Here is a 12904-nt window from a genome sequence, read left to right as displayed (position 1 = left end):
CGCTGCCCGTGTGCGTCGCGCGCGTGTCTCGCGTCTGGCCGCCGCGCCCGCGCCGGGGTTTGAACCCGAGCCCATGGCTCAAGCAGCTCAAGCAGCTCAAGCAGCCCGCTTCCCCCCTCTCACGCTTGTCACAACAACAGCGCCAGATTCCACTGACGCAGCACAACGTGTAACGCCTGCCCCGCGCGGCGTTCATTCCGGTGAATCCATCCAGACGAGGAGATACATGCATCGCGCCACCAAGATTGTCGCCACCATTGGCCCCGCTTCCAGCACGCCAGAAATTCTCTTGCAGATGATGCAGGCGGGTCTCGACGTGGTGCGGCTCAACTTCTCGCATGGCACCGCGGACGATCATCGCCAGCGCGCTGAATTCGTCCGCGAGGCCGCGCGCCGCGTGGGCCGCGAAGTCGCGCTCATGGCGGACCTGCAAGGCCCGAAAATCCGCGTCGGCAAATTCGCGGAGGGCAAAACGACGCTGGTGCCCGGCAACGCGTTCGTCCTTGACGCCACGTGCGAGCTGGGCAACGACGAGCGCGTCGGGCTCGATTACAAGGATTTGCCGCGCGATTTAAAGCCCGGCGACGTGCTATTGCTCAACGATGGCCTGATCGAACTGGACGTGACACGGGTGATCGGCAGCGAGATTCATACCGTCGTCAAGGTCGGCGGCGAGCTGTCGAACAACAAGGGCATCAACCGTCAGGGTGGCGGGCTCTCCGCTCCGGCGTTGACGGCCAAGGACATGGAAGACATCCGCACCGCGATGTCGCTGGGTGTGGATTTTGTCGCGGTGTCGTTTCCGAAAAACGCGACCGATATGGAAATGGCGCGCCAGTTGGCCAACATCGCGGGCGCACCGTACGGCATCAAGCCGAAGATGATCGCCAAGATCGAGCGCGCCGAGGCGATTCCAGCGTTGCAAGGCATTCTCGACGCCTCCGACGGCATCATGGTGGCGCGCGGCGATCTCGCGGTCGAAGTGGGTAACGCAGCGGTGCCCGCGCTGCAAAAGCGCATGATCCGCATGGCGCGCGAATCCAACAAACTGGTGATCACGGCCACGCAAATGATGGAGTCGATGATCCACGCGCCGGTGCCCACGCGCGCCGAGGTGTCGGACGTGGCGAACGCGGTGCTCGATGGCACGGATGCGGTGATGCTGTCGGCTGAAACGGCGGCGGGCAAGTATCCGGTGCAAACCATCGAAACCATGGCGGCGATCTGCGTCGAAGCCGAGAAATCCGAACATGTCGAACTCGACCGGGATTTTCTCGACCGGACTTTTACCCGGATCGACCAGTCGATTGCGATGGGCGCGCTGTTTACCGCGTATCACCTGGGCGCGAAGGCCATCGTCGCGCTGACCGAATCGGGCGCCACCGCGCTCTGGATGTCGCGTCACTGGACTCACGTGCCGATCTTCGCGCTCACACCGCGTCTTGGCAGTGAGCGCACGATGGCGCTGTACCGCAACGTCACCTCGCTGCACCTCGAAACCAGCACCGACCGCGATATCGCCTTGCACCAGGCCCTTGAGATCGTCGTGAGCAAGGGCTATGCATCGCGCGGCGACATGGTGGTGCTGACCGTTGGCGAACCGATGGGGCAGGCCGGTGGCACCAACACGCTGAAAATCGTGCGGGTAGGCGAGCCTTACTGATTTTACTGATTGTATGGATGTGGATTCAGAGCCTTGGGCGGCCGCGTGGACAGCATTCGCCACGCCGCCACTCAAGGCTTGTCGCAAACAGGTTAAAGCCAGCCAGGGCCTGGGCCGGGCCTGGTTCTCGTGCCCCACACACAACCGGCGCAGACCGGCGCTGCCGTCCCGGCGAGACAGACATCTATCGCGTAATAGCGGATATGCGCTTTGCTTCAAGATAAAATCGCGGAATTGATGCCGACGGCACAGAAATTCGTTTCAATCTCAGGAGTCTCACCATGCCTCTCGTATCAATGCGTCAGTTGCTGGACCACGCCGCCGAAAACGGCTATGGGCTGCCAGCATTCAATGTGAACAATCTCGAACAGGTGCAGGCGATCATGGCCGCCGCCGATCAGGCGGGCGCTCCGGTCATCATGCAGGCCTCGGCGGGGGCGCGGAAGTATTCGGGCGAGCCGTTCCTGCGCCATCTGATCGAAGCCGCCATCGAGTCTTATCCCCACCTTCCCGTGGTGATGCACCAGGATCACGGCCAGTCGCCCGCCGTATGCATGGCGGCGATCCGCAGCGGGTTTAGCAGCGTGATGATGGATGGCTCGCTCGAAGCCGATGGCAAGACGGTCGCTTCGTATGAATACAACGTCGACGTGTCGCGCAAGGTGGTGGAGCTGGCGCATTCCATCGGCGTGACGGTCGAAGCCGAGCTCGGCGTGCTGGGCTCGCTCGAAACCATGAAGGGCGACAAGGAAGACGGCCACGGCGCGGAAGGCACGATGACGCGCGAGCAGCTTTTGACCAATCCCGAGCAGGCCGCCGATTTCGTCAAGCTCACGCAGTGCGATGCGCTCGCCATTGCTATCGGCACGTCGCATGGGGCGTACAAGTTCAGCAAGAAGCCGACGGGCGATATTTTGTCGATCGAGCGCATCAAGGAAATTCACCAGCGCATTCCGAACACGCACCTCGTGATGCACGGTTCATCGTCGGTGCCGCAAGAACTGCTGGCCGAGATCCGCGAATTCGGCGGCGACATGAAAGAAACCTACGGTGTGCCGGTCCAGGAAATTCAGGAAGGCATTCGCCACGGCGTGCGCAAGATCAACATCGATACCGATTTGCGTCTGGCGATCACCGGTGCGATTCGCCGCTATCTGGTCGAAAATCCGTCGAAGTTCGATCCGCGCGATTATCTGAAACCCGCGCGCGAAGCCATGAAACAGGTTTGCCTCGACCGCTATCTGGCGTTTGGTTGCGAAGGCCAGGCGAGCAAGATCAAGCCCGTGGCACTCGAAAAAATGGCCGAACGGTACCGCTCGGGCGATCTGGCGCAGATCGTGCGCTAGTGGCTGGCCCGGTTTATTAATTACGCGTTGTTCGTTGTTAGCTGTTAGCTGTTAGCTGTTAGCTGTCGCTGCCCGGACGGCCAGGTTGATGCCTGGGTGCCGTCCGGCGCATGATTCATGATTCGGGGGGCGGTGCTCCTCTTTTTTGCAGCTTCGGTGCTGCTTATTTCTGTTCAATCCTGCTCATTCACGACGATGCCTACCCTTTACGAATCCACGCTCCGTTCGCTGCCGCTGCTGGGCCGCGGCAAGGTCCGCGACAACTATGCGGTGGGTAAAGATCAGTTGCTGATCGTCACCACTGACCGCCTCTCGGCATTCGACGTCATCATGGGCGAACCGATCCCGGCCAAGGGCCAGGTGCTGAACCAGATGGCCAATTTCTGGTTCGGGCATCTCTCGGACATCGTGCCGAACCATCTGACGGGCATCGCACCCGAAACCGTGGTCGCCGCCGATGAAGCCGATCAGGTCAAGGGCCGCGCGGTGGTGGTCAAACGGCTGGAGCCCATTCTGGTTGAAGCCGTGGTGCGGGGTTATCTGGCCGGTAGCGGCTGGAAAGATTACCAGGCGAGCGGTGCGGTATGTGGCGTGCAGTTGCCGCCGGGCCTGCAAAACGCGCAAAAGCTGCCCGAACCGATTTTCACGCCGGCCGCGAAGGCCGAAATGGGCCATCACGACGAAAACATCAGCTACGACGACATGGAGCGCCGCATCGGCACCGAGCTTTCCGCCACGATCCGCGACATCTCGCTCAAGCTCTACCGGCAAGCCTCGGCCTATGCGGCAACGCGCGGCATCATCATCGCCGACACCAAGTTCGAGTTTGGCCTCGATAACCAGGGCAAGCTGTATCTGATGGACGAAGTGCTGACCGCCGACTCCTCCCGTTTTTGGCCCGCTGACCAGTATCAGGTGGGCACCAATCCGCCTTCGTTCGACAAGCAGTTCGTGCGCGACTGGCTCGAAACCCAGAACTGGAACAAAGAGCCGCCTGCGCCGAAGCTGCCCGACGAAGTCGTCGCCAAAACCGCCGAAAAATACCGTGAAGCGCTCGAACGCCTCACGGGCCAGACGCTTGCGTAAGCCTGGTTTAGTACGTTGCCCCACAAGGAAAGCCCGCCGATGAGCGAAATCCAGACCCGTCATACTCACAGCGCGCCGCTTGTTGGCGTGCTGATGGGCTCCAGCTCGGACTGGGACACCATGAAACACGCCGTTGCGATCCTGCAGGAGTTTGGCGTGCCGTATGAGGCGCAGGTGGTGTCCGCGCACCGCATGCCCGATGAGATGTTTGCCTATGCGGCAAGCGCCCGTGAGCGCGGCTTGCAGGCGCTCATCGCGGGCGCGGGCGGCGCGGCGCACCTGCCAGGCATGCTGGCGGCCAAAACCACGCTACCGGTGCTGGGTGTGCCGGTGGCCAGCCGCTACCTGAAAGGCATCGATTCGCTGCATTCGATTGTGCAGATGCCCAAAGGCGTGCCGGTTGCGACGTTTGCCATCGGTGAAGCCGGGGCGGCCAATGCGGCACTGTTCGCCGTCTCGGTATTAAGCGTGACGCACCCGCAGTACGCTGACTCGCTGGCTGCGTTTCGCACGCGGCAAAACGCAGCGGCTCATGCGATGACCTTGCCCGCGCTGTAACCGCGTCTGATGCTGTTTTTCCGGCGGCTACAAACCCGCGCTTGCGCGCGGGCTTGTAGCCGCTAGCCGCTAGCTGCTAGCCGCGATTGACCAACCACCCAGATGAATCCAGACACTCTTCCTTTTTCCCCTATCCTGCCCGGCGCCTGGCTTGGCATGGTGGGGGGCGGCCAGCTTGGCCGCATGTTCTGTTTTGCCGCCCAGGCGATGGGCTACCGCGTCGCGGTGCTCGACCCCGATGTCAATAGCCCAGCCGGAGCGGTGGCGGACCGGCATATCTGTGCCGCCTATGAAGATGAAACCGCGCTCGTTGAACTGGCCCGGCTGTGCGCGGCGGTATCGACCGAATTCGAAAACGTGCCTGCCGCGAGCCTCGATTTTCTGGCGCGCACGACGTTCGTGAGCCCGGCTGGACGCTGCGTGGGCATCGCTCAGGAGCGGATTGCCGAAAAGCGTTTTATCGCCTCGGCGGGCGTGCCGGTCGCGCCATATGTCGCCATTGAGTCGTCCGAGGCGCTTGCCGCGCTCGACGATGCCACGCTCGATGCCGTGTTGCCGGGCATTCTCAAGACGGCACGGCTGGGGTATGACGGCAAGGGCCAGGTTCGGGTGAACCATGCCCACGAAGTGCGTGAGGCCCACGCAGCGCTGGGCGGCATCGCTTGCGTGCTGGAAAAGCGTTTGCCGCTGAAGTTCGAGGTTTCGGTATTGATCGCGCGCGGCGTGAATGGCACCACAGCGGTGTATCCGCTGGCGCAGAACATCCATCGTGATGGCGTACTGGCGCTAACTACGGTGCCCGCGCCCGACGCCAGCGAGCATTTAAGCGCCGGGGCGCAGCAGGCTGCGTTGCAGATTGCCGAAAAACTCGGCTATGTGGGCGTGCTGTGCGTGGAATTTTTCATTCTTGAAGACGGTTCGATGGTGGCCAACGAGATGGCGCCGCGCCCGCACAATTCAGGCCATTACACCGTCGATGCCTGCGCGACGAGCCAGTTCGAGCAGCAAGTCCGGGCGATGACCGGCATGCCGCTGGGCGATACGCGTCAGCATTCGCCCGCCGTGATGCTGAATCTCCTGGGGGATGTCTGGTTTCGTGAACAGAATGCGAGCCATCCCGCGAGCACGGCGCTCACGCCGCCTTGGGCCGAAGTCGCGGCGCTACCGGCCGCGCGCTTGCATCTGTATGGCAAGGAAGAGGCCCGGCGTGGCCGCAAGATGGGCCATGTCAATTTCACCGCCGCCACGCTCGATGAAGCCTGTGCCGCCGCGAACGAGTGCGCGCGGCTTTTGCATATTGTGACGGCCTGATGTTGCAGCCGTCTGACGTCGCCAGGCGGTTTAGCCGCCGGTTGCCCAGCCACTTAACCCTCAGCCGGACTCCTGCTTCCGTCCTCACCGATGACCGACTCTTCGAACCCTGCTGCTGACTCTGGCGCCTCTCGTTCTCGTGGATCTGTGGCTGGCCCCAGCGCCGTGCAGATCGACGCTGCAGCGGCTTTGCTCGATGCGGGTGAGCTGGTCGCGTTTCCCACTGAAACGGTCTATGGCCTCGGCGGCGATGCGGTGAGCCCCACGGCCGTCGCCCGTATTTATGCGGCGAAAGGCCGTCCGGCCAATCATCCGGTGATCGTTCATCTGGCTGCGGGGGCTGATCCGCTGTACTGGGTGGAGGCTTGGCCGTCTGCTGCGCAACAGTTGCTCGAACATTTTTGGCCCGGGCCGTTGACGCTCATTTTGAAGCGTGCATCGCGGATTCCCGCCGCCGTGAGTGGCGGGCAGGATTCGATCGGTTTGCGCTGCCCGTCGCATCCGGTAGCGCAGGCGCTGCTGGCGGCATTCAGCGCGCGCCGCGCTGGCCATGGCGGGGTCGCGGCGCCATCGGCCAACCGTTTTGGCCATGTCAGCCCGACCACCGCGCAACATGTGCGTGAGGAGTTTGGCAGCGCGATCCATGTGCTGGATGGCGGCGCCTCCGGGGTGGGGATCGAATCGACCATTCTGGATTTGTCGCGCGGGTTTCCCGTGCTGCTGCGCCCCGGACACGTGACGCCTGACGACATCGCCGCCGTGCTGGGCGAAGCGCCACGGCTTGCGGATGGCTCGGAGGCGGGTACGCCGCGCGCCTCGGGTACGCTCAGAGCGCATTACGCACCGCGCACACCGCTTGTGCTGCAACCCTTCGAGGGCCTGGAGCCGTTGCTGTTGCAGGCGAGCGCGGCTCAAGCCCGTGTCGCGCTAGTGGCGCGGGCCTCGCGCGCGCGGCGTTGGGTGGGCGTGGAGGGCGTGCATTTCGTTGCGGCCCCTGAAGACCCGCTTGCGTATGCGCGCGAACTCTACAGTTTGCTGCGGGCGCTGGATCGAGCCCAGGTCACGCGCATCCTGATCGAGAAACTGCCCGACACGCCTGAATGGATCGCGGTCAATGACCGGCTGGGCCGCGCGGCAGCGGCGTTCGATGCGCAAACTTAAAGTTCGGGGCCTGGGCTGCGGGCCCGAATGACACAACGCGAGGCAGCTTGAATGCCTGAATGGCCAGGCGTTTTGCCTGTGCGCTTGCAATCAGGGTGGGTTTCGAGGGTGGGTTGCGTGGTTTTGCCCGCGGTTGTGCCCAACCGGGGTCCGCCGTGATCGATGGCGTTGTCGCCATCGATCACTTCTCTTTGACAGCCGTTACTTCACTTGCCCAATCCGGTCGCGGCGATCTGGCTCTGAACATACTGCGCGAACATCGCGTGCACCCGGGTCGTCGGATGCACGGAATCGGCGAAGATGTACGTCTGGTCAGCATTCGCTACGGTATAGGTTTGCGGCGAGCAAAAGAGCGACGTGCCGAACGCGGCCGGCGATGGCGCACCGAACGCCGTTGCGGCTTGCACCATCGCCTTCAGGTTACAGGCGGTGTCGGTGTTCGAGACCGTGAAGCCATTCGCCTGATAGTTGTTCAGCAAGTCATCCTGCCACGCATAGGTATTGATCTGGATCAGCTTGGCCGGATCGGCTTTCAGCGCTTGCAGGGTGCCCGCCAGCGTCTGGTTAAAAAGCATGGTCAAGCGGGTCAGCGTGGTTTGTGAGCCGGTTGAAACAGCCTGCGGGGTGCTGCCGAGGTTCGGCAGATTCATTAGCACCACATGTGTCGCACCCGCCTGGATGATCTGCGCGATCACCTGGGCTAGCTGTTGCGCGGCCAGACTCACTTGCTGCACGGTATTGTTCTGCGTGGCAATAGGGTCCGCACCGGCTGCAATCGCCGCGCCGGCTGCGGTGGCCTGATAAAAGATATCGTTGGCGCCGCCATTCACCAGCACAAGCTGGTTCGCATTGAAGCTGCCTTTGGCCGCGAGGTATTGCTGAACCTGCGTTTGAATAGGCACCGTGGTGGCTTGTGCAAAGTCCGCATTCGGTATCGAGGCGGGGGCGTGGCCGATGCCGTTCGGATCCGTCACGCGCGAGCCGCCCTGGGCATAGCTTAGGCCCGTCGAGGCCACTAGTGGCTTGCCGAAGCCGCCCAGATACGCGGGTGTCAGCGAGCCGCCGTAGTATTCAGCGACCTTTTGTGTCCAGACTTCGCCGGGGTTGGTGGTGAAGCGTCCGCCACCAAAACTGGCCTGAATCACGGGCGAATACGTGCCGGTATCCGACAGGCTGTCGCCGAACGAGACCACCTGCAGTTTGACCCCACCAGCCGGCAGGCTGCCTGAATTGTTGTTATCGCCGCCGCCGCCGCATGCGGCAAGCAGGACGAGCGCCGCGCTGGCGAGAGCAACCTGCGCCATGCGCCGCAGGTTCCAGTGTGGTGAGCCGTAGTGTTTCATTTAACTTCATCTCCTCTTAGGGGTGGCGTTTTTGCCATGTGATGCAGGCAGCGTCCGCTGCGTGAGCGCAGCGTGACGGCCGCTTGCAAACTCTTGTGCGGGCCGCGCAGGGTGGCAAACGGGGCCGTGGAGGTGTCGCTTCGGTGGGACAAGTGCGGTGCCGATGCCATGGCCTGCCACCGATGCCGGCAGGAAAGACCGGCGCCATCATGACAGGCAGGCGCCATTCGGCGCTGAATTGCAGGAATGTCTTCCTCCAGGGCCGCCCCTCCTGGCCGCAAGGCGTAGGGTGGGGCGTTGTCGTTATGGTGTTGGCAACGGGTGAATCAATAACGTGGGTTGCTCCGGTTGCCGGCATTCAGGGCCCGGGACGCGGGACCCGGGCCTGGCCTGCTGCGCGCGGCGCGCCCTGCGTTTTAAACGCTGCCCGACAGCCTACACGTTCCACTGCGGGCCACGCGCGGCTTTTTGAGTGTTTTTGCTAGAGGAATTACTCAATGCCTGGCTTGGCGCTGCGGGTTTTTCCTGGGCTTGGCATAGGGCTTGGCGGGTGCGGCTGGAAACGGTTGCGTTGGCCCGGCATAGACCCATTCGAGCAGGGCATCGTGAGCGGCCTGGCCTGCTTCGGCGTGGTCGTTGTTGATGAGACTCACGATGACGTAACTTGTGCCATCCATCGATGCGACATAACCCGCGATGGCACGAACATCGCGCAGCGTGCCGGTCTTGATGTGGGCGTTGCCGCTGATGGGGCGAGTCGTCAGGCGGCGGCGCATGGTGCCGTCCACGCCCACCACCGGCAATGAATCGACGAAAGCCTGGGCCACGGGGCTGGCATTGGCGTTTTGCAGCAGGTCTGCCAACGACAGTGCCGAGACCTGTTCGTGACGCGAGAGCCCCGCGCCGTTGTCGAGCACGAGATGCTCCATCGGCAGCCCGTTGCGATGCAGGAATGTTTCGATCACGCGCGCGGACTGCTCCGGTGTCGCGGGCGGCTTGCCCGACACCGCGCCAATCGTCAGAAACAGGTTGCGCGCCATGGTGTTGTTGCTGAACTTGTTGATGTCGCGCACCACATCGGCTAGCGCCGGGCTGCGATGGGTGGCGATGAGCCGCGCGCCAGGCGGCACGGCCCCTTCACGTGTCGTGCCGTTAAACGTGCCACCGGTTTGTTGCCACTGCGCAAGAAAACCGCCTGCGAGGAAGTCCATGTGGTTCAGCACGGCGTAGTTGATCGTGCGCGGGCCGCAGCGTAGCGGATAGTTGCCGCTAAAACGCGCGATGATGCCGCCATCCGGGCTGACAGTCACGGCGGGCGTGAGCGTGGTGGCGTCGGGACGGCAGGGCCCGCTGTCGGCGTGAAGCTGATTGTCGAGCCGAAGCTGGGACAGGGCGGGGAGCACGTCGATGGCGACTGTGCCGTCCGGCGCGGGCGTGAGCGTGAACAGTAACGACTTGAAGGCATACAGCAGCGGGTCGGGGCCGACGTTGTAGGGCTCATGGATATCGCTGTCGAAGGGCGGCAGATCGCGCGTTGCAGAAGCAAAAAACCGCTTGTCGAACACCAGTGCGCCGTCAATGCCGTTAATGCCCGACTGACGGATTTTTTGCACCAGGTCAATCAGCTCTTCCGGTACCAGCTTGGGGTCGCCCGTTCCCTGAAGATATAAATTGCCGTGCAGCACGCCCTGGCTGTCGAGTTCGCCATCGGCATAGGCGGTGGTGCGCCAGCGATAGTCCGGGCCGAGCAGCGACAGGCCAGCATAAGTGGTGACGAGTTTCATGGTGGAGGCGGGCATCATCGGCTGCCCGGCGTTGAGCGCGACGATGGGCGTAGGTTCGCCGATTTTCTCGATGACGACGCTGACCGCCGGCAACGGAATGCGTGCGCGTTGCAAGCCGGCCATGACGGCCGGCGGCAAGATGGTGCTGGCGTTGACCGAAGGGTGCGGGGCTTTTTTGCGGGCCTCGGCGGGGGCGGTGCCAAGCAGTGCGGAGCTGGCCAGCAGCAGCGCGGCAGCACGGACGAGCAGGTGGCGCCGTGTGTTGGCGAAGTGGTTGCGCTGGCTGAGCGCAGCGAGATTGGGCGCGGGCGGTGCCGCAGGATGCGGTACGGTGCGCTGGCTGAGCAGCGAAACAAGAAAGGCGTGCGTCATAGGCGAATCATGGACGGGGCGAGTCAATGAAAAAGGCTGCGGTTTTCTGGCAGGCCGTCGAAGGAAGATGAGGCCGGACATTCCGATCAAGATCGGGATCGGGATCGGGTAAAGGCGCTCATTGTAGAGATACCGCATGCGCGCGATAAAAAATCGCCGGGCGGAGCCTTGAGCGACGCGGGCTAGAATGCCCGCTTATTGACTTACGAGATCAAGAGAGCCTGATGCGGATATTGCTAGTCGAAGACGACCGGATGATCGCCGAGGGCGTGCGCCGGGCGCTACGTGGCGAGGGTTTCGCCGTCGACTGGGTTGACGATGGCGCCGCGGCGCTGGATGCGGTGACGCATGAACCCTACGATTTGCTGCTGCTCGACTTGGGGCTGCCTGGGCGCGACGGGCTCGATGTGCTGCGCACCTTGCGCGCGCGCGGTCATGCCTTGCCGGTGCTGATCGTGACGGCGCGCGACGCCATCGCCGAGCGGGTCACCGGCCTCGATGCGGGCGCGGACGATTATCTGGTCAAGCCATTCGATCTGGATGAGCTAGGCGCCCGCATGCGTGCGCTGATCCGGCGTCATGCGGGACGCAGCGATTCGACGATCCGGCATGGCCCGCTGACACTCGATCCCGCTGCGCGCCAGGTCACGCTGAATGGTGCTCCGGTGGTGCTGTCGGCCCGCGAATTCGCGTTGCTCGAAGCGCTGCTGGCACGCCCCGGCGCGGTGCTCTCCAAAAGCCAGCTGGAAGAAAAAATGTACGGTTGGGGCGAGGAGATCGGCAGCAACACGGTCGAGGTCTACATTCACGCGTTGCGCAAGAAGCTGGGCGCTGAACTGATCCGCAACGTCCGCGGGCTGGGCTACATGATGGCAAAGGACATTTGACGCGATGCGCTCCATTCGCCGTCAATTGCTGTTCTGGCTGCTGGCCATTGTGTTGCTCGGGGTTGGGCTGGCCGGCTGGCTCATCTACCGTCAGGCACTGGCCGAAGCCAACGAGCTGTTCGACTACCAGTTACAGGAAATCGCCGCGGCGCTGCCGGCCCAGCCGTTTTCGCAGGTCCTTGGCTCGCGCGATACCGGTGACGAAGGCATCGTGCTGCAGATCTGGAATCGCAACGGGGTCCTGATGTATTACTCGCATCCCCGCGCGCCGCTGGCGCCGCGCGCCGAAATCGGTTTTTCGACCGAGCACACCGAGCGCGGCGACTGGCGCGTGTACGGCGCTATCGTGGGCGATAACGTCGTGCAACTGGCACAACCGGTTTCGCTGCGTAACCGGCTGGCGGCGAATGTCGCGTGGCGTACGATCTGGCCACTGCTGGTGCTGCTGCCCCTGCTGGGGATCGCGGTGTGGGTCGTGGTCGGACGGGGGCTCGCGCCGCTGCGGCGCGTCACGCGTGCGCTCGAAGCTCGCCATCCGGAAGCGCTGGACCCCTTGCCTGTCACGGGCTTGCCGCTCGAAGTCCAGCCACTGGTGCAAGCGCTGAATGGGCTGCTCGAGCGTCTTGCTAGCGTGCTCGAGACGCAAAAAGCCTTCGTCGCGGATGCTGCGCACGAATTGCGCACGCCATTGGCCGCCGTGCAAATCCAGGCGCAACTGGTGGCCCGGGCTCACGATGACGTCACTCGCAGCGAGGCGCTGACCGACCTGCAAGCGGGCGTGGCTCGTGCGACTCGGCTGGTCGGGCAATTGCTGGCGCTCGCCCGCTCCGAACCGGATCAGCACGGCGTGCCGCAGCGCGTTGAATTGCAACCGTTGCTGGGCGAATGTGTGGCCGCGTGCGCCTCGCTGGCTGAGGCGCGCGGTGTCGATCTCGGTATTGAGGCGAGCGAAGCCGCGAGTGTGACGGGCGATGCCGAAGCCCTGCGAGTGATGTTCAATAACCTGCTGGATAACGCGACGAAATACACCCCGGCAGGTGGCCGGGTGGATGTGAGCTTGCAGGTGGAAGCGGGCCATCCGGTAGTGCGGATCGACGATAGCGGGCCGGGTATTGCACCGGCTGAACGTGGGCGTGTGTTCGACCGTTTTTATCGCGTGGGCGCGGGGGCGAACCGTGAGCGCACGGATATCGCGGGCAGCGGGCTGGGGCTGGCGATTGTGCGGCGTATCGCGGGGCAGCAAGGTGCGCAGGTGACGCTGGACGACGCGCCTGCAGGGGGATTGAGAGTGACCGTGCGTTTTTGATTCGGTGCATGACGCTTCCTGGTCCGGGGGCCTTTTCCGGCTTTAAGACTCTTTTAAGCGGTGCTGGGTACGCTTGCGGCTATTCCA

The 12904-nt window shown here is 63.3% G+C and carries 10 protein-coding genes; 8 read left to right on the top strand and 2 right to left on the bottom strand.

The features are described from left to right. Positions 1–226 precede the first annotated feature (226 nt). The 6 genes from pyk to GH657_RS12095 all read left to right on the top strand — a co-directional run bounded on the left by pyk (position 227) and on the right by GH657_RS12095 (position 7125). Positions 227–1663, top strand: coding sequence for a pyruvate kinase (gene pyk, locus GH657_RS12120; RefSeq protein WP_153101063.1), 1437 nt, complete (start codon positions 227–229; stop codon positions 1661–1663). Positions 1664–1944: 281 nt separating this feature from the next. After that, a complete protein-coding gene (gene fba / locus GH657_RS12115) occupies positions 1945–3009 on the top strand; it encodes a class II fructose-bisphosphate aldolase (protein ID WP_153101061.1) in 1065 nt (354 codons plus the stop codon). A 195-nt stretch (positions 3010–3204) separates the two neighbouring features. After that, entirely contained in the window at positions 3205–4095 is an 891-nt protein-coding gene (locus tag GH657_RS12110; protein WP_153101059.1) for a phosphoribosylaminoimidazolesuccinocarboxamide synthase, read from the top strand. 39 nt (positions 4096–4134) lie between these two features. After that, entirely contained in the window at positions 4135–4653 is a 519-nt protein-coding gene (gene purE, locus GH657_RS12105; protein WP_153101057.1) for a 5-(carboxyamino)imidazole ribonucleotide mutase, read from the top strand. Positions 4654–4755: 102 nt separating this feature from the next. Then, the gene (locus GH657_RS12100; RefSeq protein ID WP_153101055.1) at positions 4756–5964 is read left to right on the top strand and encodes a 5-(carboxyamino)imidazole ribonucleotide synthase; all 1209 of its coding nucleotides are present in this window, start codon (positions 4756–4758) and stop codon (positions 5962–5964) included. Between the two features lie 90 nt (positions 5965–6054). Then, entirely contained in the window at positions 6055–7125 is a 1071-nt protein-coding gene (locus tag GH657_RS12095) for an L-threonylcarbamoyladenylate synthase (RefSeq protein ID WP_153101053.1), read from the top strand. A 206-nt stretch (positions 7126–7331) separates the two neighbouring features. On the opposite strand, the gene GH657_RS12090 is transcribed toward GH657_RS12095, so the two are convergent. Both GH657_RS12090 and dacB read right to left on the bottom strand, forming a co-directional pair. Then, positions 7332–8468, bottom strand: coding sequence for an SGNH/GDSL hydrolase family protein (locus GH657_RS12090; RefSeq protein WP_153101052.1), 1137 nt, complete (start codon positions 8466–8468; stop codon positions 7332–7334). Positions 8469–8962: 494 nt separating this feature from the next. Further along, positions 8963–10624, bottom strand: coding sequence for a D-alanyl-D-alanine carboxypeptidase/D-alanyl-D-alanine endopeptidase (gene dacB / locus GH657_RS12085; RefSeq protein ID WP_153101050.1), 1662 nt, complete (start codon positions 10622–10624; stop codon positions 8963–8965). A 224-nt stretch (positions 10625–10848) separates the two neighbouring features. On the opposite strand from dacB, the gene GH657_RS12080 reads away from it, so the two are divergent. Continuing rightward, a complete protein-coding gene (locus GH657_RS12080; RefSeq protein ID WP_153101048.1) occupies positions 10849–11511 on the top strand; it encodes a response regulator in 663 nt (220 codons plus the stop codon). Between the two features lie 4 nt (positions 11512–11515). Beyond that, on the top strand, positions 11516–12817 hold the full coding sequence (locus GH657_RS12075) for an ATP-binding protein (RefSeq protein WP_153101046.1): 1302 nt from the start codon (positions 11516–11518) through the stop codon (positions 12815–12817). Positions 12818–12904 lie beyond the last annotated feature (87 nt).

The sequence above is a fragment of the Paraburkholderia hayleyella genome (assembly GCF_009455685.1).
Lineage (GTDB): Bacteria > Pseudomonadota > Gammaproteobacteria > Burkholderiales > Burkholderiaceae > Paraburkholderia > Paraburkholderia hayleyella.
The sequence above is the reverse complement of the archived record's forward strand: the minus strand, read 5'-3'. Positions and strand labels throughout refer to the sequence as shown.